Source organism: Streptomyces sp. NC-S4, from assembly GCF_054353315.1.
Genome location: NZ_CM135937.1, coordinates 4,949,139 through 4,969,811 on the forward strand (window position 1 = coordinate 4,949,139; position 20,673 = coordinate 4,969,811).

20 protein-coding genes are annotated in these 20,673 nt (G+C 71.1%); 7 read left to right on the plus strand and 13 right to left on the minus strand.

The features are described 5' to 3' along the window. The first annotated feature begins 42 nt into the window (after nucleotides 1-42). On the plus strand, nucleotides 43-1,044 hold the full coding sequence (gene hemB, locus ACXNSR_RS22215) for a porphobilinogen synthase (RefSeq protein WP_458637274.1): 1,002 nt from the start codon (nucleotides 43-45) through the stop codon (nucleotides 1,042-1,044). A 13-nt stretch (nucleotides 1,045-1,057) separates the two neighbouring features. Here hemB and ACXNSR_RS22220 read toward each other — a convergent pair whose 3' ends face one another. Beyond that, on the minus strand, nucleotides 1,058-1,426 hold the full coding sequence (locus ACXNSR_RS22220) for a hypothetical protein (protein ID WP_458637275.1): 369 nt from the start codon (nucleotides 1,424-1,426) through the stop codon (nucleotides 1,058-1,060). A gap of 279 nt (nucleotides 1,427-1,705) precedes the next feature. Here ACXNSR_RS22220 and ACXNSR_RS22225 point away from each other — a divergent pair, with 279 nt between their 5' ends. The 3 genes from ACXNSR_RS22225 to ACXNSR_RS22235 all read left to right on the plus strand — a co-directional run bounded on the left by ACXNSR_RS22225 (nucleotide 1,706) and on the right by ACXNSR_RS22235 (nucleotide 3,638). Further along, nucleotides 1,706-3,040, plus strand: a complete 1,335-nt coding sequence (locus tag ACXNSR_RS22225) for a S8 family serine peptidase (protein ID WP_458637276.1) — start codon at nucleotides 1,706-1,708, stop codon at nucleotides 3,038-3,040. Then, entirely contained in the window at nucleotides 3,037-3,273 is a 237-nt protein-coding gene (locus tag ACXNSR_RS22230; protein WP_458637277.1) for a hypothetical protein, read from the plus strand. Before ACXNSR_RS22225 ends, ACXNSR_RS22230 begins: the two co-directional genes overlap by 4 nt. A 92-nt stretch (nucleotides 3,274-3,365) precedes the next feature. Further along, nucleotides 3,366-3,638, plus strand: a complete 273-nt coding sequence (locus ACXNSR_RS22235; protein ID WP_458637278.1) for a DUF1876 domain-containing protein — start codon at nucleotides 3,366-3,368, stop codon at nucleotides 3,636-3,638. 50 nt (nucleotides 3,639-3,688) lie between these two features. Here the strand turns inward: ACXNSR_RS22235 and ACXNSR_RS22240 are convergent, their stop codons facing one another. Then, nucleotides 3,689-4,444 (minus strand): ABC transporter permease, encoded by a 756-nt coding sequence (locus tag ACXNSR_RS22240; RefSeq protein ID WP_458637279.1) that lies wholly within the window; start codon nucleotides 4,442-4,444, stop codon nucleotides 3,689-3,691. After that, a complete protein-coding gene (locus ACXNSR_RS22245) occupies nucleotides 4,441-5,376 on the minus strand; it encodes an ABC transporter ATP-binding protein (RefSeq protein WP_458637280.1) in 936 nt (311 codons plus the stop codon). Before ACXNSR_RS22245 ends, ACXNSR_RS22240 begins: the two co-directional genes overlap by 4 nt. A 101-nt stretch (nucleotides 5,377-5,477) precedes the next feature. On the opposite strand from ACXNSR_RS22245, the gene ACXNSR_RS22250 reads away from it, so the two are divergent. Next, a complete protein-coding gene (locus ACXNSR_RS22250) occupies nucleotides 5,478-6,242 on the plus strand; it encodes a TetR/AcrR family transcriptional regulator (protein ID WP_458637281.1) in 765 nt (254 codons plus the stop codon). On the opposite strand, the gene ACXNSR_RS22255 is transcribed toward ACXNSR_RS22250, so the two are convergent. From ACXNSR_RS22255 to ACXNSR_RS22270, 4 genes are read right to left on the minus strand one after another with little or no spacing between them, the layout of a single operon-like run. Continuing rightward, the gene (locus ACXNSR_RS22255; protein ID WP_458637282.1) at nucleotides 6,145-6,984 is read right to left on the minus strand and encodes a hypothetical protein; all 840 of its coding nucleotides are present in this window, start codon (nucleotides 6,982-6,984) and stop codon (nucleotides 6,145-6,147) included. The two genes, ACXNSR_RS22250 and ACXNSR_RS22255, sit on opposite strands and share 98 nt — an antisense overlap. Then, nucleotides 6,965-8,185, minus strand: coding sequence for a hypothetical protein (locus ACXNSR_RS22260; RefSeq protein ID WP_458637283.1), 1,221 nt, complete (start codon nucleotides 8,183-8,185; stop codon nucleotides 6,965-6,967). Before ACXNSR_RS22260 ends, ACXNSR_RS22255 begins: the two co-directional genes overlap by 20 nt. A gap of 4 nt (nucleotides 8,186-8,189) precedes the next feature. Then, the gene (locus ACXNSR_RS22265; protein ID WP_458637284.1) at nucleotides 8,190-8,435 is read right to left on the minus strand and encodes a DUF397 domain-containing protein; all 246 of its coding nucleotides are present in this window, start codon (nucleotides 8,433-8,435) and stop codon (nucleotides 8,190-8,192) included. Beyond that, entirely contained in the window at nucleotides 8,432-9,256 is an 825-nt protein-coding gene (locus ACXNSR_RS22270) for a helix-turn-helix domain-containing protein (RefSeq protein ID WP_458637285.1), read from the minus strand. The genes ACXNSR_RS22265 and ACXNSR_RS22270 overlap by 4 nt, the downstream gene beginning before the upstream one ends. A 113-nt stretch (nucleotides 9,257-9,369) precedes the next feature. Here ACXNSR_RS22270 and ACXNSR_RS22275 point away from each other — a divergent pair, with 113 nt between their 5' ends. Next, a complete protein-coding gene (locus ACXNSR_RS22275; protein WP_458637286.1) occupies nucleotides 9,370-9,819 on the plus strand; it encodes an ATP-binding protein in 450 nt (149 codons plus the stop codon). On the opposite strand, the gene ACXNSR_RS22280 is transcribed toward ACXNSR_RS22275, so the two are convergent. The 5 genes from ACXNSR_RS22280 to argS form a co-directional block, all read right to left on the minus strand. Further along, nucleotides 9,800-10,597: a VOC family protein gene (locus ACXNSR_RS22280; RefSeq protein WP_458643361.1), complete on the minus strand. Its 798-nt coding sequence runs from the start codon at nucleotides 10,595-10,597 to the stop codon at nucleotides 9,800-9,802. The two genes, ACXNSR_RS22275 and ACXNSR_RS22280, sit on opposite strands and share 20 nt — an antisense overlap. A 403-nt stretch (nucleotides 10,598-11,000) precedes the next feature. Then, nucleotides 11,001-11,270, minus strand: a complete 270-nt coding sequence (locus tag ACXNSR_RS22285; protein ID WP_458637287.1) for a hypothetical protein — start codon at nucleotides 11,268-11,270, stop codon at nucleotides 11,001-11,003. 193 nt (nucleotides 11,271-11,463) lie between these two features. Beyond that, entirely contained in the window at nucleotides 11,464-13,581 is a 2,118-nt protein-coding gene (locus ACXNSR_RS22290) for a hypothetical protein (RefSeq protein ID WP_458637288.1), read from the minus strand. Nucleotides 13,582-13,815: 234 nt separating this feature from the next. Beyond that, complete coding sequence (locus tag ACXNSR_RS22295; protein WP_458637289.1) at nucleotides 13,816-15,306, minus strand: hypothetical protein; 1,491 nt, start codon at nucleotides 15,304-15,306, stop codon at nucleotides 13,816-13,818. A 156-nt stretch (nucleotides 15,307-15,462) separates the two neighbouring features. Then, on the minus strand, nucleotides 15,463-17,241 hold the full coding sequence (gene argS / locus ACXNSR_RS22300) for an arginine--tRNA ligase (protein ID WP_458637290.1): 1,779 nt from the start codon (nucleotides 17,239-17,241) through the stop codon (nucleotides 15,463-15,465). A gap of 169 nt (nucleotides 17,242-17,410) precedes the next feature. Here argS and lysS point away from each other — a divergent pair, with 169 nt between their 5' ends. Continuing rightward, nucleotides 17,411-19,138 carry a lysine--tRNA ligase gene (gene lysS / locus ACXNSR_RS22305; protein ID WP_189733589.1) on the plus strand — a complete coding sequence of 576 codons (1,728 nt, stop codon included), beginning with the start codon at nucleotides 17,411-17,413 and terminating at the stop codon, nucleotides 19,136-19,138. 100 nt (nucleotides 19,139-19,238) lie between these two features. On the opposite strand, the gene ACXNSR_RS22310 is transcribed toward lysS, so the two are convergent. Then, nucleotides 19,239-20,528 carry a DUF2637 domain-containing protein gene (locus ACXNSR_RS22310; RefSeq protein ID WP_458637291.1) on the minus strand — a complete coding sequence of 430 codons (1,290 nt, stop codon included), beginning with the start codon at nucleotides 20,526-20,528 and terminating at the stop codon, nucleotides 19,239-19,241. Nucleotides 20,529-20,673: the final 145 nt, after the last annotated feature.

A 20,673-nucleotide genomic window follows, 5' to 3' on the forward strand; every position in this document is an offset into this window, starting at 1 on the left:
CCTTGTCCGGACTGCTGTCGATGCTCGAAGAGGCGACTGAAGATGAGCGCGTACGGATCCTTCCCCGGTTCGCGGCCCCGCCGGCTGCGCACCACCCCGGCGATGCGGCGCATGGTCGCGGAGAACCGGCTGCACCCCTCGGACCTGATCCTCCCGGCGTTCGTCCGGGAGGGCATCACCGAGCCCCTGGCGATCTCCGCGATGCCGGGCGTCGTGCAGCACACCCGGGACACGCTGCGGAAGGCCGCCGTCGAGGCGGTCGAGGCGGGGGTCTCCGGGATCATGCTGTTCGGTGTCCCGGCCGACGAGAACAAGGACGCGCTGGGCACGGCGGGCACCGAGCCGGACGGGATCCTCCAGGTCGCCATCCGCGACGTGAAGGCCGAGGTCGGGGACGACCTGGTGATCATGTCGGACCTGTGCCTGGACGAGTACACCGACCACGGCCACTGCGGCGTGCTCGACGAGCACGGGCGCGTCGACAACGACGCGACGCTGGAGCGCTACGCCGAGATGGCGCAGGTCCAGGCCGACGCGGGCGTCCACGTGGTCGGGCCCAGCGGAATGATGGACGGTCAGGTCGGCGTCATCCGCGACGCCCTCGACGAGACCGGGCACGAGGACGTCTCGATCCTCGCCTACACGGCGAAGTACTCCTCCGCCTTCTACGGCCCCTTCCGCGAGGCCGTCGCCTCCTCGCTGCAGGGCGACCGCAAGACGTACCAGCAGGACCCGGCGAACGCCCGGGAGTCGCTGCGGGAGCTCGCCCTCGACCTGGAGGAGGGCGCGGACATGGTGATGGTCAAGCCGGCCGGCCCCTACCTCGACATCCTGCACCGGGTCGCGCAGGCGGTGGACGTTCCGGTGGCGGCGTACCAGATCAGCGGCGAGTACGCGATGATCGAGGCGGCCGCGGAGAAGGGCTGGATCGAGCGCGACCGCGCCATCCTGGAGACCCTGCTGGGCATCAAGCGGGCGGGCGCCGACACGATCCTCACCTACTGGGCGACCGAGGTCGCGGGCTGGCTGCGCGAGACCCGCTGACCTGCGCCACGGCCTAGGGCCAGTCGACGAGGCCGTTGAAGACGACGGCGTCGAGGACGACGGCGGCCGGAGCGACGAAGGCGAGCCACACCCTGGCGGCGGCGTACCGCCGCTGCCAGGGCAGCGCCCAGGCGGCGACCAGCACGACCAGCACCACCAGCAGGCCGAGCCCGAAGACGGGGAAGGCGACGTCGTACGAGGCGTCGAACCGGTCGCCGTCCGCGGTCCCGCAGGAGTCGCAGGCCATCGGGGACAGCCCGGCGAAGAAGAACGCGACGGCGGCCATCGGCAGCGTCAGCAGCGTGGCGACGAGCGGCGCGACGAAGGCACGCGGGTGGCGGGCGGTGTCCGGTGCCGGGTCCGCGTCGAGGTCCGTGGTCATGAGCCCCAGTCAACCCGGCCCGGCGGGCGGGGTCATGAGTGCCGGTACTCAGGCGGGCGCAGGGGCCCGTGCCCGGACGGGACCCGGTTGGCTGCGCTGTGTTGCAGGCCCGTGCACCCGGTGCGACCGTGGTCGAGGGGGCGATGCCGACGGCCTTGCGGGCGACGGCACTGCGGGCCGATACACGGCTGAACCGCGCCCCACCTTCTCCGGCATCCGCCAGTCGGTGCACCGGCGCGTCCACGAACCGGGGGCAGCGCACAGAGAGCGGGAAACCCAATGACGAACGGACCCATGGACAGGCGTGCCTTCAGCGAGCCGCCCGAACAGCACGGCGGCAACGGTACGGGCCAAGGCTCGGAGTACACCGGCCGGTACGTGGTCCTGCTCGATCCGGGGGATCAGGAGAGCGGACTGAACGCACTGCGCGCCTCCGCGAGCATCGCGCCCGTGGAACGGGTCAGGGGAGCCGCGGCCGCGAACGTCGCCGAACTCCTGGAGCGTCCGGACGTCTCGGTGCTCTTCGAGAACCTGTCCGTGGCCGTCGTCGAGGTACCGCCCGACAAGCGCTTCGCGCTGGTGACCGCGGCCGAGGCGGAGGGTTCGATCCTCGCGGCCGAACCGGAGCGCTGGGTCCGCGCCTCACCGATCACCGCCCCGCAGCAGGCGCCGACCGATTTCTACCCGGCCTACCGCAGCGACGAGGACGTGGTCGCCCGGCATTCCCTCGCCGAAGCGGCCGTGTCCCTGGGGCCGGCCCTGGACGAACAGAACGTGACCTGGGGCCTGCAGGTGATCAGGGCCAACGTCTCCGGCATGACCGGACGCGGGGTGAAGGTCGCCGTCCTCGACACCGGTGTGGCCACGGAACATCCGGACCTGATCGGGTGCATCGAGGAGACGGCGTCCTTCGTGCCCGGCCAGGCGGCCGAGGACGGCCACGGCCACGGCACGCACTGCATCGGCACCGTCGCCGGTCCGGCCAGTCCCCAGCAGGGGCCCCGCTACGGGGTGGCGTGCGACGCGCGCATCCTCGCCGGCAAAGTGCTCGCCAACGACGGCTTCGGTCCGGACGGCGGAATCCTGGCGGGCATCGAGTGGGCGATCGCCCGCGGCGCGAAGGTGATCTCCCTGTCGCTCGGCGCTCGCGTCCTGACGGGTGAGATCTTCCCGCAGACGTACGAGATCCTGGCCGCACGGGCGCTGGAGATGGGGACGGTGATCGTCGCGGCGGCGGGCAACAGCAGTCGGCGGCCCGGGCTCGTGTCCCCGGTCGAGCGGCCCGCCAACTGCCCGTCGATTCTCGCCGTGGGCTCGCTGGACAGGGCGATGAGGATGGCGCACAGCTCCTGCGGCGGCATCAACGGCCAGGGCGGCGAGGTCAATATCGCGGCCCCCGGCGTGAGCGTGCGCTCGGCGGCCCCCGGCGGCGGCTACGCGACGATGTCGGGCACCAGCATGGCCACGCCGCACGTCGCGGGTGTCCTCGCGCTGCTCGCCGAGGCGAACCCCAACGCATCCGCGGCCGATCTGAAGGCCACCCTGATGTCCAGCGCGCTCCCGTTGACGCACCCCGTACGGGACGTCGGCGCGGGTCTGCTGCAGGCCCCGTGAGCGAGTCGTCCGAGACGTCCGAGCCGGTCGGGGTCATCCTCGCGGTCGACCCCGGCCGGTTCGCAGACGTGGTCGAAGCCCTGCGGCGGGCCGGTCTGACGGTCTCGGCCGAGCAGCCCCTCGTCGGTACGCTCTCCGGCACCGTCGCCGGGGACCGGATCCCGGCGCTCGCGGCGGTCGACGGGGTCCGGGCCGTCGACCGCGAGTACACGAACCGGATCCCTCCGCCGTAGACCCGCCCGGGAGGGGCCGGGCTCCCGGCTCGCGTCGTATCCCCCGCGGGCGCACCCTGGAGGGAAGGGTGACCCCCTGGAGGTGATGCACCATGGCCACGCTCGTCGGGTGGCATGTGGAGCTCGAATTCACCGAGGAGGGCCACCGCACCAGTGCGGCGGCCCTGGTCAGGCTCGGGGACGGCTCCGAGATCAAGGCGCGGGGCTATGCCCTGCGTCATCCCTCCGACCCGGAGCAGCTGAGGGTCGGGGAAGAGATCGCGGGCGCTCGTGCGCTCATGGATCTCGCGTCGCAGATGCTGCAGAAGGCCCACGCCGAGATCGATGAGGCCACGGGCCGTACTTCCTACCCGCTCAATCACTGAGCTGAGCGGCAGGCTCACAGGCCCGCTGAGGGGCTCCGAACAGGGGCCCCTCAGCGGGTCCTGCCGCGGAACAGGACCGCCGCCAGGGTCACGGCCCCGGCCGTGATCCCCGCGCACCAGGCCAGCGACACCCAGGGGGCGTTCCCCGCGGGCTGCGCCAGGAGCAGTGCGCGCAGGGATTCGATCACCGGGGTCAGCGGCTGGTGGTCGGCGAAGCCGTGGAGCCAGCCCGGCATGGTCTCGATGGGGACGAAGGCGCTGGACGGGTACGGCAGGAACATCATCAGGAAGGTGAAGCCGCCCGCCGCCTCGGGGGACTTGGCCAGCAGCCCGAGTGCGGCGGCCAGCCAGGAGATCGCCGTGATGTACGTCAGCAGCAGTCCGGCGGCGGCGAGGAAGGCGGCCGGTCCCGCCTGCGGGCGGAAGCCGATCGCGAGGGCGACGGCGAGGACCAGGGCGGTGGAGATCAGGTTGCGCACGACCGAGGCCGCGACGTGTCCGGCGAGGATCGGGATGCCGCCGACATCGAGGGAGCGGAAGCGGTCGATGACGCCGTTTCCCATGTCCTCGGCGACGCTGACGGCGGTGGAGGCCGCGCCGAAGCCGGCGCAGAGCAGCATGGCGCCGGGCACCACGTACGTCACGTACGCCGTACCGGTGTCGATGGCCCCGCCGAAGAAGTAGACGAAGATCAGCATCAGCATGACGGGCAGCATCAGGGCGGCGATCAGCGCGTCGGGCCGCCGGCTGCTGATGCGCAGGCTGCGGCCGGCCAGGGTGAAGGCGTTCATGGGTACGGCAGTCATCGGCCGGCTCCCGTCAGGGCGAGGAAGACGTCGTCGAGAGTGGCGCTGCGCAGGGCGAAGCGGTCGATGTCGGTGCGGTCCGGGTCGAGTTCGTCGAGCAGGGTCCTGATGTGGGCGGCGGTGCCGTCGGTGGCCAGGCCGAGCGTGAGTTCTTCCGGGGCGTGGTGCACGGCGCGCGGGGCGAGCGCCTCGTAGGCGGCCCGGGTGGTGAGGGTCAGGTCCAGCCGGTGGCCCGCGACACGGGACTTGAGGTCGGCCGGGGCGCCCTCGGCGGCGATCCGTCCGTCGGCGAGCACGGCGACGCGGTCGGCCAGCCGGTCCGCCTCCTCCAGGTACTGGGTGGTGAGCAGCACGGTCGTGCCGTCGGCGCGCAGTTCCCGTACGAGCTCCCACAGCCCTTGGCGGCTGCGCGGGTCGAGCCCGGTGGTCGGCTCGTCGAGGAAGATCACCTCCGGCCGGGAGACCAGGCTCGCGGCGAGGTCGAGGCGGCGGCGCATGCCGCCGGAGTACGTCTTCGCGGTGCGGCCGGCCGCCTCGGTGAGGCCGAACCGGGCGAGGAGTTCGTCGGCGCGGGTACGGGCGGCGCGCGGGGAGAGCCCGGCCAGGCGGCCCATCACGCGCAGGGTCTCGGTGCCGGTCAGGAGTTCGTCGACCGCGGCGAACTGGCCGGTGAGGGAGATGAGTGCGCGGACCCGGGCGCGTTCGGCGACGGTGTCGTGCCCGGCGACGCGGACGGTGCCGGAGTCGGCGGTGGTGAGGGTGGCGAGGATCCGGACGGTGGTGGTCTTGCCGGCGCCGTTGGGGCCGAGGAGGGCGAGGACGCTGCCGCGCGGGACGGCGAGGTCGATGCCGTCGAGGACGCGGAGGTCGCCGTAGGACTTGGTGAGGCCGGTGGTGTGGATGCCGAGGTCGTCGGTGGCGTGCGTGGTCATGAGGGACGGTGCTCCCTTCCCAGCTTCTGCGTATGCCTTACGCTCTTCTGTGTAAGTAATACACAGAACTAGGATGGGGGTCAATCGAGGAGTGGGCGGTCATGGCGGACGAGGACAGCGGGACAGGGCTCCCGGCCAGCCTGGAAATGGCCTGGGGCCTGCGCGAACGCCCCGGCAAGGGGCCGCGCCCCACGCTCACCCTGCCGAAGATCGTGGAGGCGGCCGTGACGCTGGCCGCGGGTGAGGGGATGGACGCCGTCTCCATGGGCCGGGTGGCCAAGGAGCTGGGTGTCTCGACGATGTCCCTCTACCGGTACGTCGCCGCCAAGGAAGAGCTCTACGTCCTCATGGCGGACGCCGGCGTCGGCACCCCCCCACCGCTTCCGGCCGAGGCCGAAGGGTGGGGCTGGCGGGAGCTGCTGACGCAGTGGGCATACGCGCAGCGGGCCGTCCTGATGGCCAACTCCTGGATCCTGCGCATCCCGATCACCGCCGCCCCGGTCAGCCCCAACCAGCTCGCCTGGATGGAACGCGGGCTCGCGTCCATGGCCGGCACGTGCCTGAAGGAGAGCGAGAAGCTCTCGACGATCATCCTGATCGGAGGGCTGGTCCGGAACGAGGCCACGATGGCCGCCGACATGATGGACGCCATCGTCAAGTCCGGGGTCGCCCCGGAGCGGGCGCTCGGCCAGTACGTCCGCACGCTGGGCCTGCTGACCGGCCCGGACAGCCATCCGGCCGTGACACGGCTGCTGGACTCGGACGCGTTCAGCGGCTCCGGCGACCCGGACTTCCAGTTCCGCTTCGGCCTGGACCGGATCCTGGACGGACTGGCGCCCCTGGCGGCAGCAGATCGCTCGCGCTGACGGTGTACGTCAGCGCGGGATAGACGAAGTCCGTCTCGTGGTTCTCGCGGCGCCGCAGCCGGTAGAACTCGCCCCTCTGCTCCTCGTCGGCCGGTGTGAGGCGCGCGCCCCGTGCGAGGTGCGCCTGTCCGTCGCGGTACCGGACGAAGGTCTTCGACGTCCGGAACGTCACGCCCAGCCACTGGTTGTCCGCCGCCGGGACGGGCGCGTCCAGCACGATCCTGTGCCTGAACCGCCGATTCGCGTCCACGGAGAACGCGACGACACCGTTGTGGGCGAGAGGGATCTCGAACCCGTCGACACCGGGCCCCTTCGACTCGAACACCAGCTTCCGCGGCGGGCCCGCTTCGGGATGCCGGTAGCAGGAGAAGACGGCGATGAAGGACCCGTCGGCCAGGTCCAGGGCCTGGTCGGAATGACTGCCCATGGTCCTGTAGGCATTCGTGTAGCTCTCGATGAGAGCGTTGTTGAAGCCGACCGGGATCGCCGTGACTTCTTGAATCCGCTGCGCCAGCCGTTCGTGCACCGCGCGAAAACGCTGCGCCGGGCCGCCGTATTGAGTGGTGGTCCGCACGAGAGGCACACCCCGCGCCTCGTCGACCCGGGTGAGCACGGCACCCTGCCGGCCCTTTCCCACGTCCTCCAGAAGGGCCGACGCGGACAGCGCCGCGAAGAGGTCCTCCTCGGCCGGCAGCGAGTGCGAGATGATCTCGTCCGAGATCCTAGACACGGGGGGCCGCATAGTCTCCCGTGTTCATGCTGAAGAGGAACGCGTCGCCGTAGTCGATGAAGGACGAGGTCCTGTTCTCCTCGGCGTACAGCCTGCGCAGCTCGTCCATCCCCTCCGGCGTGGGCGGCCCAAGCTTCACCGGGTCCCCGGCCGCTTTGAGGAACGTGTGACCGTCCTTGTGAACGGCTTCGGCGCTCGAACAGCGCACCACGTACCCCAGGCGGGTCGGGAGCGCCTCGGCGCCCAGCGTCGAGGGCCGGATCTCGTGCGTGTACAGACGGTTGGTGGACAGCGGCATGAAGAACACGGAGCCGGGATACAGGGTCAGGGCGAACTGCGCGGGGAGAGCGACCCCGTCGATGTCCCCGACCGGCTCCTTGAGGCGGAAGTGGAGTCGGGTCAGCCCGCTGGCACGCTTCACGCCGTAGTCGAAGGCGTCTTCGGCCATGGGCCGCAGCCTTTCGAGCCCGTCATAGAAGGTGCAGAAGGCCATGACGCCGTTGACGGGCATGTCCTTGGTCTTGTCGGCATGGGCCGATATCTTCGCCTTCGACTGCTTGCGCTCGGCGGTGGCAAGGGTGTTGTGGTAGATCTGCGCGAGCACGTGGTTCAGCGGCGCCTGGTCCCGGAACACGGTGGCGGCCTCGCGGTTCAGCGCCTCGACGATGCGGGTGTCGGTCGCACGAAAGCCCTCGGTCGGCCCGGAGAGATTCGTGGAGCACCGCAGCAGGCGGAAATGCAGTTCGTCGCCGTCCCGCTCGACGGGCGTCAGATAGATTCCGCTGCGATGGGCCGTTCCTGGCTTGGTGGACTCCGTCAGGGACTGGAAGGCGTGCTCGGCAAGGATCCGCCCGAAGTGGTCGTCGCCGAGGTCGAAGAAGCGGCGGTAGTACACGCCGGCACCGTGCACCCGGACGGGAACCCGGCCGACACCGACGACCGGCCAAGGCGTCTCGTCGCCACCGTGCGACAGCTCCCGGACGACGAACACCCGCTCCGCCGCGTCCAGCCGGTGGCCGCCGATCCCGGACACGTCGCCGCAGAGGTAGACGGTCTTCCCAGCGAGGTCGGGCGAACCGGATACGAGGTCCTCCGGCGTGATCACGGACCCGAAGAAGTCCCTGATCAGGTCACTGTCCGGCGATGTCGAAGGCGCGACCAGTATGTTGCGCGCATCGTCGATGCGGGCTTCCGTCAGCTCTGTCGGGTGCACGCGGCTACCGCCCCAGCCAGCCGGTCAGCGCCGTCCAGCTGGCCGCACCGATCTCCAGGACGGGGCCGTCCTGGACCTTCGAGTCCCGGACGTGGATGGTGGTGGGGCTGATGGCCATTTCGACGCAGGCGTCACCGTCACCGCCGCTGTACGAGGACTTGCGCCAGGCTACGGCGACTTCCAAGCAGGCGCCGCCTTCGCTACCGCTGTAGCTGGACTTGAACCACTTCAGCGCAGTCGTGGCACTCATGTCTCTCCTAGCAGCTGGCCCAACAGGCCCTTCGTCTGCTCGGTGTTGAGGGCCTGAGTTCGCAGCATCGCATACTTGCGCGCGAGGATGCTGACCTCATCGGGGTCCGAGATGAGCTGGCTGCCGCGCTGGGTTTCTGTATAGCCGAGGTGCCGGTGATCCGGCGTTTCCACGAGGATGAACGGGCCGTCGAGAGCGGCGTGCGAGGTCCGCCCCAAGGGCATCACCTGAAGGCTTATGTCCGGCAGGTCGGCACAGGTACGGAGGTGGTGCAGCTGCTCCGCGTAGACCTCGTCCCCGCCCAGCCGGTCGCGGAGTACAGCCTCCCAGACGACGAAGCTCAGGGTCGGTGGCGTGCTGCGGCGCAGGATTTTCTGGCGCTCGATGCGGCGGGCGGTCAGGGCCTCGATCTCCGCCTCGGGGTGGGCCGGGACGCGGCACCTGAAGACGGCCCGGGCGTAGTTCTCCGTCTGGAGCAGGCCCGGCACCACCTGGTTGTCGAACCAGGAGAGCGCGACCGCACGGGCTTCGAGGTCCATGTACTCCTCGGCCCACGGCGGCGTCGCGTCCATGGCTGGCATCCCATGGGCCGCCACGGTCAGTAGCCCCGGAAGCCCCAGGTGGAAGTCCATCAGCTCCGCGACGTTCGGCATCAGCGCCCGCCGGCCCTGCTCGATCGACGCGATCGTCTCCGCGTCCAGCCGGACCAGTTCACCCAGCTGCTTCTGGGTCAGGTTCTTGGCGATGCGGGCTGCGGCCACCATCGCGCCGACCATCTTCATGGTCGTCGCGTTCGGCCGTACTCGTTTCCTCGGTGGCATGACAGCGAACTCCCCACCCACGCACGCGGAATACCCCGTGCCGACCCGTACTCATGAAGGAGTACGGGTCCGCGCTCAGCCACACGCTAGTCACGCAACGCGACGATCGTCCCGTGAATCCAACTATTCAGGCGGCGCTCGTGCGCGAGCGGCTCTACCTGCGCTCGCCCCGAACCGTCGCAGCTGCGCGCCAGTTCACACGTGACACCTTGCAGGCGTGGGTGGTGACCGAGCGGCAGGACGAGATGTTGCTCTGTGTGAGCGAACTGGCCACCAACGCCCTGCGGTACGGCGTCCCGGCCGGCCGCGGTTACCTGCTGCGGTTGTTCGGCTTCGAGGACGCGACCGTCCGCATCGAGGTGCACGACGGCGGGCCCGGAGCGTCGCGGATCGGTGAACGGCCGCACGGCCGGGGGCTGACCCTCGTCTCCGCGCTCGCAGACGAGTGGGGAGTGCTGGCGCGGACCCCCGGAAAGGTCGTCTGGTGCGAGTTCCACGAGGAGAAGGCGCACGGGGAGAACGTCACCCGTGCGCCCGATCGGATCAGGCCGGCTGCTCCGTGACCGTGGAGGTGATCACCGCGAAGGGGCCGCCCTGGGGGTCGGTCATGACGGCCATGCGGCCCGCCACCATGTCGAAGGCGGGGGCGAGGACGGTGGCCCCGGCCCGTACGGCGGCGGCCTGGATCTCGTCGACGTTGTCGACGTGGAAGTACGGCAGCCAGTTCGGGGGAGTGCCGGGCGGCGACTGGTCGAGGTTCATCATGCCGCCCACCACGCGCCCGGAGGCCTTGAACTCCGTGTACCCCTCGGCGCCGGGCATGTGGGATGCGGCCGTGGTGATCGGCAGGATCGCGGAGTAGAACGCTGCCGCGGCGGGGACGTCGCTGGTGCTCAGCTCGTTCCAGATGAGCGCGCCGTGCTCGTTGACGATGCCCGCGCCGTCGAAGGAACCCGGCTGCCACAGGCCGAACACGGCGCCGGTCGGGTCGGCGGCGACGGCCATCCGCCCGAGGTCCATGACGTCCATCGGGCCCATCATGACGGTGCCGTGGGCGTCGGTGACCGACTTGAGGGTGGAGTCGAGGGAGTCGGTGGACAGGTACGTCGTCCACACGGTCGGCGGCATCGGGTCCGGGACGGTGCCGTCCGGGTTCATCGCCTTCATGATGCCGGCGACCGGACGGCCCTTGAGGGTGCAGACGGAGTAGCCGCCCTGCTCGGCCGGACCGATCTCGCCCTGCCAGCCGAAAAGGTCGCAGTAGAAGTCGAGGGCGGCCTGCTGGTCGGGGACCATCAGGTCGATCCAGCAGGGAGTGCCGGGCTTGTAGGGGCCGTTCATGTCGGGCACGGAGGCCTCCGGGGTGTGTGGCGCCTATGGGGGGATGGACGGGCCATCCCCTACCCGGACATTACGCCCCGAACCGGGCTGAACGGGTGAGGCCCGCCGGTCGCGGCGGGCCGGCGTCCCGGGGAAGTGGTCTCACCGCACGAACGCGCCCAGCGGACCGTGTCACGCGGCGATGGTGTCGGCGGAACGCAAGGGTGCCGCCTACTGCCAGAAGCTCTCCTCCACCACGATCTGGGGCTCTGCCACCCGGGGAAGGAACGTGAACAGGATCCACCCGCGGTAGCCGTCGAAGTAGGCGATGTGCGGGCCGCGGGGCCGTCGGCGAGGGCGAGCCGGTACTTCTCGGCGTCCTGCGTGCGGTCCAGGGCCCAGGGAGGCCCGGTGAACTCCTCGCTCACTCGCCGGGCTCCAGGTCACGCAGCTCGTGGCGGATGCGCGAGGCCTCGTCGAGGAGTTCGCGAGCCGTTTCGGCGTTCGTGGCTTCGGCTGCCCGGGCTTCGAGGTCATTCACACGATGGTCGAGCTCGGGGTCGCGTGCGAGGGCGTACTCGCCCCACCAGCGGGCCATGAACGCGGGAACAGGCCCGATGTCGTAGGCGTCGGCGATCTGCTGTCGCCAGGCGGCGTCGAAGTCCGGCAGGAGTGCGGGAGGCGACGGCGGCACGTAGGGCCGTCGGCGTGTACTCAGGCATCGGCGGCACTGATCCGCCGTGTGCAGGCGTCGCGGTGGGCATTTGCGGTTCCTCCTCGGATCGGACGCCGCCCACCCCAGCCGTCGGGCTCGGGCGCGGCCCGTCCCACGCGGTCCGGCCCCGCCACCCGTGGGGGTGGCGGGGCCGGGACGGCGGCCGAGGGGGTCAGCGGGTAGTGCGGCGGCGGCGACCGGTGCCCGCGACCAGGGCGGCGCCCATGGCGAGGGCCACGCCCGCGCCGTTCAGGGCCCAGCTGGTGGCCGGGTCGGCGCCGGTGGCGGCGAGGGCGGGGGCGCCGGTGTCGCTCCCGCTGGTGGGGACAGTGCCGGTGTCGCTCCCGCTGGTGGGGACAGTGCTGATCGGCGTGGTCTCGGTGCCGCCGTTCGGCACGGGCCCGTTGCCGCCGGCCGCACCGCCCGGGGCGCCGCCTCCCGGGGCTTCGCCGCCGGGGGTCCCCCCTCCGGGCGCGCTGCCTCCGGGTGTCCCGTTCCCGGAGGTGCCGCTGCCGGGGGTCTCCCCGCCGGGCGTGTCGCCTCCGGGGGTGCCTCCGCCAGGGGTTTCCCCTCCCGGGGTGCCTCCGCCGGGTGTCTCCCCACCGGGAGTTTGCCCGCCAGGGGTACCGCCTCCGGGGGCGTTGCTTCCCGGGGCTTCGCCGCCGGGGGTGCCCCCGCCGGGCGTGCCTGCGCCTGGTGTCTCTCCGCCGGGGGTGCCTCCGCCGGGAGTTTCCCCACCTGGGGTGCCTCCGCCGGGGGTGCCTCCGCCGGGAGTTTCCCCGCCCGGGGTGCCTCCGCCGGGGGTCCCTCCGCCAGGGGTGCCGCCTCCAGGGGTCTCCCCGCCCGGGGTCCCTCCGCCGGGGGTGCCCCCGCCGGGGGTCCCGCCGCCCGGGGTTTCACCGCCGGGCGTGCCCCCGCCGGGGGTCTCCCCGCCCGGGGTCCCTCCGCCGGGCGTCCCGCCTCCAGGGGTTTCGCCGCCGGGCGTGGGGGCGGGGGCCGGTTCCAGGAGTGTGGTCAGGCGACGGGGCGAGCGGGAGCCGGCCCATGGTGGGGGTGTCTCCGCGTCGACCTGGGAGGTGCCCCAGGCGAAGAAGGAGACCGAGCCGGTCGGGGCGTCGGCGGAGAAGCGGACGCGGACCGGGACGTCGAAGGCCGCGCCCGCGCCGATCGGGCCGCGCACGAGGCCGCCCGCGAAGAAGTAGCCCTCCTCGTCCGGGGTGATCCCGACGGGCTGCCAGGCCGCCGGCTGCCCGTCGGCAGCCGGCCGCAGGACCTCGACCTCGATCTGCGAGACCTGCATGGAGACGAAGTCGGGCCGGGCCAGGACCAGTCCCAGATCGAAGGCGGCCAGTTCGCCCTTCCCCGCGTTGTCCACCCGGACGGAGAGCTCCGTCCAATCGCCGCCCGCCCGCACCGATTCCGGAACCCCGCTCACCGTCAGGGAGGGACCTTCGACGTGTACGGGGTCCTCGTCACCGCCGGGCGCACCCGTGATCCTGGTCGCGTACACGGACGTGAAGGAGCTGCCGGTGGCGTTCCCGACCCGGCCCCTGCCGTCCGCCGTCAGGTCGAACGGTACGGCGGGGGTGCCCGCGGCGAAGCTGATCCGGACCTCGATGGTCCGGGTCTGGCCGGAGGGGACCGTGGTGGCGCCGCCGAGGGCGTAGCCCAGCACGGGGGCCGTGCCCGGGACCGGCGCGGCGGCCGTCCACGGCCCGCCCGCGGTGCGGTACTCGACGCTGATCTGCGCCGGTACGAACTGCCCGGCGGCCTGCGAGACGCCCAGCACCGGGGTGTACTCGTCGACGGCGACGTGGCCCGAGTTGTCGACGGTCACGGTCAGCGGGGTCCAGCTGCCGTCGGCCCTGAAGCCGTTCGCCGGGATGCCCTGGACCGTGACCTCGGGGCCCATCAGGATCCGGCCGGACCCGGTGTCCTCACCCTCGCCGAGGGCCTCCGGCGGGGCGGCCTGCGCCGGCTCCTGCGTCTGGGCCGGGGCCTGTACCTGCGCCTGTACCTGCGCCTCCGGTGCGGCCGGGACAACAGGTGCGTCGGGCACCGCCGGTGCGGCCACGGCCTGTACGGCGGGCTGCTGCGCGCCGGAGTCCTCGGCCGGGGTCTTCTCCTCCGGCTGCTCCTGGGCTTCTTCCGACGGCCCGGCGGTGTCCACGGGTACCGCGTCCGGCGCGGTCACCGCCGGATGCTCCTCGGCCACCGCGGGTGCGGCCATCAGGAGTGTCTGGCCGGCCACCGCGGCTGCTGCCACGACGGCCATGCGCTTGAACTGCATGCTCTATACCTCCCCGGGCTCCGGACACGTCCGGAGCCACCCCAAACCCCTTGGGAGGCGCCAAGGCTAGTGAGGCGGGAGGAGCTTGCAGAGGGCTACAGGATTGCGAAGTATGTGCGGTCCGCCGACACGCCGGGGGCGGGCCGCCGACAGCGCCGGTCCGGGCCGTCTCCTGCCTGGCCGTACGACCCGTACGGCCCGAATCGGGCCGTACGGGTGAACGCGCGCTGTGCCTCAGGCGGTGGTGCGGCGGCGGCGACCGGTGCCCGCGACCAGGGCGGCGCCCATGGCGAGGGCCACGCCCGCGCCGCCGAGGGCCCAGGTGGTGGCCGGGTCGCTGCCGGTGGCGGCGAGCTCGCCACCGGTGGTGGTGGTGCCGGTGTTGCCAGTGGTGCCCGTGTTGCCGCTGGTGTCGGTGATCGGCTTGGCACCGCCGTTCGGCTTCGGCTGGTTGCCGTTGCCGTTGCCGTTGCCGCCCGTCTCCGTGGAGGCGGCGACGATGGTCGTCAGGCGGGCCCTGGAACGCGAGTCCGCCCACGGCCCCGGGGTGTCCGGGCCGACGTTGGACGAGCCCCAGGAGAAGATGCTGACGGCGCCGAGCGGCGCGTCGGCGGTGAAACGGATCCGGACCTGGACGTCGAAGCTCTTGCCGGCCGGGACCGGGCCGCCCGCGAGGTCGATGCCGAAGAAGACGCTCTCCTCCTCGGACCAGACCTCGGCCGAGTGCCAGCCGACCTTGCCGTTCTTGTCCTTGCTCAGGACCTCGGCCTTGATCTGGGACGGCTTCATCTTGACCCAGTCGGGACGGGCCAGGACCAAGCCGACGTCGAAGCCCTTCAGGGCCTCCTTGCCGGAGTTGTCCACGTGGACGGAGAGGTTCGTCCAGTCGCCGCCCGCCTTGATGCTCTCCGGTACGCCGTTGACCGTCAGCGCGGGGCCCTCGACGAACGGGTCCTCGGGTCCGCCGACCGCACCGGCGATGCGGGTGTTGTACCAGCTGGACGGCGAGTGGTTGACCTGGTTCCCGACGCGGCTCTGGCCGTCCGAGGTCAGCTCGAAGGGCACCACCGGGGTGTTCGCGGCGAAGGAGATCCGCACGTCGACCGTGTAGGAAGTGCCCTTGGCGAGGGACGCGGTGGTACCGAGGTTGTACTGGAGGCCGGGGCCGAGCGCCTCGCCCTGGACGAGCTTGGCCGCCTGCCAGGTGCCGCCGGCGGTCTTCCATTCGACCTTCACGTGCGAGGGCTTGAACTTGCCGTCCTGCTCGAAGACGGTCACGTTCGGCGTGTAGTTCGGCACGGCGACGTGGCCGCCGTTGTCGACCGTCACCTGCAGCGGGGTCCAGCTGCCGTCGGCCTTGAAGCCGTCCTTCGGGATGCCGGCGACCGTGACCTCGGGACCCATGAGCATCCCGTCGGTCACGTCGTCCTGCGTGTCCTCGTCGCTCTTGGCGTCCTTCTTGGCGTCCTTCGCCGCCTTGTCGGCGACGGGCGCCGGCTCCGTCTTCGGCGCGGGCGCCTGAGCGTCCGGGACGGCCGGCGCCGGGGCCTTGACGTCCGGTACGGCCGGGGCCGGCGTACCCGCGTCGGCGGCGTCGTCCTTCGGCGCCACGTCCGGGACGATGACGGCCGGCTGGTCGGCGGCCATCGCGGGCGTCGCGGTCAGGATGGTCGGGCCGGCCACGGCCACCGCGGCCACGGCAGCCATGCGCTTGATGCTCTTCACGAATTTCCCCCCACTAAGTTTTGAACACGATCAGATTAGTGGGGGTGGTGGGGTCATGGGGGCTTCGGAGATCACGAAATGCCTACGGCCCCGGCAGCAGCTGCCGGGGCCGTACACATTTGGCGCGGGTTGTGCGGTTGTCCGGATCGAGCGACGTCAGAGCTTCTCGGGGGTCCGGATACCGAGCAGGGACATGCCCTTCGTCAGCGTGCGGGCCGTCAGGTCGCACAGGAACAGCCGGTTCTCGACCTGCTCCGGGGTGTCGGCCTTGAGGACCGGGCACTCCGCGTAGAACGTCGTGAACAGGGACGACAGCTGGTAGAGGTACGCCGCCACCTTGTGCGGGGCGTGGTCCGCGGCCGCCTCGGCGATCAGCTCGCCGAACTGGTCCAGGTGCAGGCCCAGAGCACGCTCGGCCGGGGCCAGCTCCAGCTCCGGGTGCGCGACCGGCTTGCGGTCACCGGACCGGCGCAGGATCGACTTGATCCGCGCGTACGCGTACTGCAGGTACACCGAGGTGTCGCCGTTCAGCGAGACCATCTGGTCCAGGTCGAACTTGTAGTCGCGCGAGGCCGAGGTCGAAAGGTCGGCGTACTTCACCGCACCGATACCGACGTACTGGCCGTTCTCGACGATCTCCGCCTCGGTCAGGCCCACCTTCTCGGCCTTCTCGCGCACGACGGCAGTCGCCCGCTCCACGGCCTCGTCCAGCAGGTCCACCAGCCGGACCGTCTCGCCCTCACGGGTCTTGAACGGCTTGCCGTCCTTGCCGAGCACCGTGCCGAAGGCCAGCTGCACGGCCTTCACATCGTCGTTCAGCCAGCCCGCCCGGCGCGCCGTCTCGAAGACCATCCGGAAGTGCAGCGACTGCCGCGCGTCGACCACGTAGATCAGCTCGGTCGCGCCCAGCTTGCCCACCCGGTCGCGGATCGCCGACAGGTCGGTCGCCGCGTAGCCGAAGCCGCCGTCCGACTTCCGCACGATCAGCGGCGTCGGGTTGCCGTCCGGGCCCTTGACGTCGTCGAAGAAGACACAGAGCGCGCCGTTCGAGCGGACGGCGACGCCCGACTCCTCCAGCAGCTCGCAGGTCTCGACCAGCATGTCGTTGTAACCCGACTCGCCGACCACGTCCGGGTCCTGGATGTCCATGTCCAGCTTGTTGAAGACGGAGTAGAAGTAGATCTTCGACTCGTCGACGAACCGCTGCCACAGCTCCAGCGTCTGCGGCTCGCCCGCCTGGAGGTCCACCACCCGGGCCCGGGCCCGCGTCTTGAACTCCTCGTCGGAGTCGAACAGCGCGCGCGAGGCCTTGTAGAGCCGGTTCAGGTTGGACATGGCCTCCTCGCCGGAAGCCTGCTCGTCGGCGTCCTCGCCGCCCTTGTGGTCCAGCTCGTGCGGGTGCTCCAGCAGGTACTGGATGAGCATGCCGAACTGCGTGCCCCAGTCGCCGATGTGGTGGCGGCGGACCACCTTCTCGCCCGTGAACTCCAGGATCTCCACCATCGCCGCGCCGATCACGGCGGACCGCAGGTGACCGACGTGCATCTCCTTCGCCACGTTCGGCTGCGCGTAGTCGATCACCGTGGTGCCCGGGTTCGCCGCGAACGGGACGCCCAGACGGTCGTCGCCGGCCCGCGCGGCCAGGGTCTCGATGATCGCCCGGTCGGTGATGGTGATGTTGAGGAAGCCGGGGCCGGAGACCTCGATCTCCTGGATCAGGTCACCGGTCGGGATGCCCCCGACCACGGTCGCCGCAAGATCCCGCGGGTTGGCCTTCGCCTTCTTCGCGAGCGCCAGGATGCCGTTGGCCTGGAAGTCGGCCCGGTCGCTTCGTCGCAGCAGCGGGTCCGCGCCACCGGCCTCCGGCAGGGCGGAGGCAAGGGCGTCCGCGACGCGCTGATTGACGGAAGAAGCGAGGGAAGGGACCGAGGCCATGAGCTGCCGTTCCTGTGAGGTCGTGCCGGTGAGTGCACTTGGTTGTTCCGACAAGAGCCGAGTATCCCACGCGGGCGCAAACCGTTTCCCGATGGAAAAGCAACCTCAGAGTGACCCGTTCCGTCTGGGAGAATGGCTGAAGCCAGCATTCGAGATAGAAGGACGTGTCGTGGCTCAGAGCAGCACCGAGACCGACTGGGTCTCCCGTTTCGCGGACGAGGTCATCGCCGAGGCGGAGCGCCGAGCACCCGGCAAACCTGTCGTCGTCGCGTCCGGACTCTCCCCCTCCGGCCCCATCCACCTGGGCAACCTCCGCGAGGTCATGACCCCGCACCTGGTCGCGGACGAGATCCGCCGCCGGGGCATCGAGGTCCGCCACCTCATCTCCTGGGACGACTACGACCGGTACCGCAAGGTGCCCGCCGGCGTGCCCGGCATCGACGAGTCGTGGGCCCAGCACATCGGGCGCCCCCTGACCTCCGTGCCCGCCCCGGCCGGGTCCGCGTACCCGAACTGGGCCGAGCACTTCAAGGCCGCCTTCGTCGAGGCCATGGCCGAGATGGGCGTCGAGTACGACCCGATCAGCCAGACCGAGCAGTACACGAACGGCGTCTACCGCGAGCAGGTGCTGTTCGCGATGAAGCACCGCGGCGACATCGACGCCGTCCTCGACCAGTACCGCACCAAGCAGAAGCCGGGCGGCAAGAAGCCCCAGCAGAAGCAGGTCGACGAGGCCGAGCTGGAGGCCGCCGAGGGCTCCGGCGCCGCCGCCGAGGACGACGGCAGCACCGGCGAGGGCGGCTACTTCCCGTACAAGCCGTACTGCGGCCAGTGCGGCAAGGACTTCACCAAGGTCACCTCGTACGACGACGAGACCACCGAGATGACCTACGTCTGCACCGAGGACGAGTTCACCGAGACGGTCAAGCTCAGCGAGTTCAACCGCGGCAAGCTCGTCTGGAAGGTCGACTGGCCGATGCGCTGGGCCTACGAGGGCGTGATCTTCGAGCCCTCCGGCGTCGACCACTCCTCGCCCGGCTCGTCCTTCCAGGTCGGCGGCCAGATCGTGCACATCTTCGGCGGCGAACAGCCGATCGGACCGATGTACGCGTTCGTCGGCATCAGCGGCATGGCCAAGATGTCCTCCAGCAAGGGCGGGGTCCCCACCCCGGCCGACGCGCTGAAGATCATGGAGCCGCAGCTGCTGCGCTGGCTCTACGCCCGCCGCCGCCCCAACCAGTCCTTCAAGATCGCCTTCGACCAGGAGATCCAGCGGCTCTACGACGAGTGGGACAAGCTGGAGGCCAAGGTCGCCGACGGCTCCGTGCTGCCCGCCGACGCCGCCGCGCACACCCGCGCCGTGCGCACCGCCGCAGCCGAGCTGCCGCGCACCCCGCGCCCGCTCCCGTACCGGACGCTCGCCTCCGTCGCCGACATCACCGCCGGCCACGACGAGCAGACCCTGCGCATCCTGACCGACCTCGACCCGACGCAGCCCCTCACCTCCCTCGACGAGGTACGGCCGCGCCTGGACCGCGCCGAGAACTGGATCACCACCCAGGTCCCGGCCGACCAGCGCACCCTCGTACGCGAGGACGCCGACACCGAGCTCCTGTCGTCCCTGGACGACGAGGGCCGCGAGTCGCTGCGCCTGCTCCTGGAGGGCCTGGACTCGCACTGGTCCCTCGACGGGCTGACCACCCTCGTCTACGGCGTCCCGAAGGTCATGGCCGGCCTCGAACCCGACGCCAAGCCGACGCCCGAGCTCAAGGTCGCGCAGCGCACGTTCTTCGCGCTGCTCTACCGCCTCCTCGTGACCCGGGAGACCGGACCGCGACTGCCCACGCTGCTGCTGGCGGTGGGCGCCGACCGCGTGCGCAAGCTGCTCGCCGTCTGAGCCGGCCGAACCGGAACACGGAAGGGCCCGCACCCCTCGGGGTGCGGGCCCTTTCCGCTGTCCGTAGCCGTAGCCGTAGCCGTAGCCGTAGCCGTAGACGTCAGGCGATGTGCTCGGCCTCACGGTCCTTGTGGTACCGCTGCTTGAACGCCGGGATCATCCGGCGCAGCAGCGAACCGCTGCGCGGGTGGGTCACGCCGTAACCGTCCGACAGGTGTATGTCGAGGGCCTCCGCCGACGGGTAGTCCTGCTTCTCGTCGACCAGCGCGCAGAACACCTTGTACGCCACCTCGGCGAACTCGGCCTCGTCAGGGGTCTCGGGACCCTCGGCCGGAGCCTCCTCCTGGCGCGGCGCCGGCACGGACGGTTCCTCCTCCGGGCCCATCGGCGGCAGGACCGGGGTCGGCTCCAGGCCCTCCACGTACTGCGGGTTGTAGCCGCCCTCGTACGCCGCCTGCGGCGCGAGCGGCGCGGCGAACCACGCACTGTTGTGCGCCGCCGGCATCGCCGTCGGGTCCACCGCGAAAGCCGGCGGGGCGTGCTGGGCGACACCCGGAACAACACCGGCCGGATTCTGCATCTGCTGCACCGGTTGCGCCTGCTGGCCCTGCTGCGCGAGCTCCGGCCCGGCCGCCAGCGCCGGAGCCTGCTGCCCCGGCTGCATCTGCTGGACCTGCTGGACCTGCTGCTCCACCGGCGGCAGCACCGCCGGCTCGATACCCGTCGCCGCCAGCGCCTCCGGGGTCGTCTCCGCGAGCGGCACACCGATCTTGGCCAGCTTCAGCGGCATCAGCGCCTCCACCGGAGCCTTCCGCCGCCACGAACGCCCGTACCGCGCCTGCAGCCGCGCCTGGTAGATCAGCCGGTCCTGCTCCATACCGACCGCCTGCTCGTAGGAGCGCAGCTCCCACAGCTTCATCCGGCGCCACAGCTTGAAGGTCGGCACCGGCGACAGCAGCCACCGGGTGATCCGCACGCCCTCCATGTGCCGGTCCGCGGTGATGTCCGCGATCCGCCCCACCGCGTGCCGGGCGGCCTCCACCGTCACCACGAACAGCATCGGGATCACGGCGTGCATCCCGACACCCAGCGGGTCCGGCCACGAGGCCGCACCGTTGAAGGCGATCGTCGCGGCCGTCAGCAGCCACGCCGTCTGGCGCAGCAGGGGGAAGGGGATCCGGAGCCACGTCAGCAGCAGGTCCAGCGCGAGCAGCACACAGATGCCCGCGTCGATACCTATCGGGAACACCAGCGAGAAGCTGCCGAACCCCTTCTGCAGGGCGAGCGCACGCACCGCGGAGTACGAGCCCGCGAAACCGATCCCCGCGATGACCACGGCTCCCGCGACCACCACGCCTATGAGTATCCGGTGCGTACGAGTCAGTTGCATCGCGGCCACCCGCGATCCCCTCCCCTTGTCGAGCACATACCGAGCGCAGCGTGCCGAGACTCGGTACTGGGTACTTACCGAGCCTTTACAGAGCTGCGGCAGGCACAGCGTACGGGTGACTGGAGGTCAGTGCCCCAGGAGGCCC

Bases quoted from the DNA above. Each gene is read 5' to 3' on its own strand.
- ACXNSR_RS22280 (WP_458643361.1), bottom strand. From the start codon at position 10,597: ATGAACGGCCCCTACAAGCCCGGCACTCCCTGCTGGATCGACCTGATG.
- ACXNSR_RS22235 (WP_458637278.1), top strand. From the start codon at position 3,366: ATGGCCACGCTCGTCGGGTGGCATGTGGAGCTCGAATTCACCGAGGAG.
- ACXNSR_RS22245 (WP_458637280.1), bottom strand. From the start codon at position 5,376: ATGACCACGCACGCCACCGACGACCTCGGCATCCACACCACCGGCCTC.
- ACXNSR_RS22240 (WP_458637279.1), bottom strand. From the start codon at position 4,444: ATGACTGCCGTACCCATGAACGCCTTCACCCTGGCCGGCCGCAGCCTG.
- ACXNSR_RS22270 (WP_458637285.1), bottom strand. From the start codon at position 9,256: ATGCCACCGAGGAAACGAGTACGGCCGAACGCGACGACCATGAAGATG.
- hemB (WP_458637274.1), top strand. From the start codon at position 43: ATGAGCGCGTACGGATCCTTCCCCGGTTCGCGGCCCCGCCGGCTGCGC.
- ACXNSR_RS22290 (WP_458637288.1), bottom strand. From the start codon at position 13,581: ATGCAGTTCAAGCGCATGGCCGTCGTGGCAGCAGCCGCGGTGGCCGGC.
- ACXNSR_RS22265 (WP_458637284.1), bottom strand. From the start codon at position 8,435: ATGAGTGCCACGACTGCGCTGAAGTGGTTCAAGTCCAGCTACAGCGGT.
- ACXNSR_RS22225 (WP_458637276.1), top strand. From the start codon at position 1,706: ATGACGAACGGACCCATGGACAGGCGTGCCTTCAGCGAGCCGCCCGAA.
- ACXNSR_RS22220 (WP_458637275.1), bottom strand. From the start codon at position 1,426: ATGACCACGGACCTCGACGCGGACCCGGCACCGGACACCGCCCGCCAC.
- ACXNSR_RS22255 (WP_458637282.1), bottom strand. From the start codon at position 6,984: ATGCGGCCCCCCGTGTCTAGGATCTCGGACGAGATCATCTCGCACTCG.
- ACXNSR_RS22310 (WP_458637291.1), bottom strand. From the start codon at position 20,528: ATGCAACTGACTCGTACGCACCGGATACTCATAGGCGTGGTGGTCGCG.
- ACXNSR_RS22250 (WP_458637281.1), top strand. From the start codon at position 5,478: ATGGCGGACGAGGACAGCGGGACAGGGCTCCCGGCCAGCCTGGAAATG.
- argS (WP_458637290.1), bottom strand. From the start codon at position 17,241: ATGGCCTCGGTCCCTTCCCTCGCTTCTTCCGTCAATCAGCGCGTCGCG.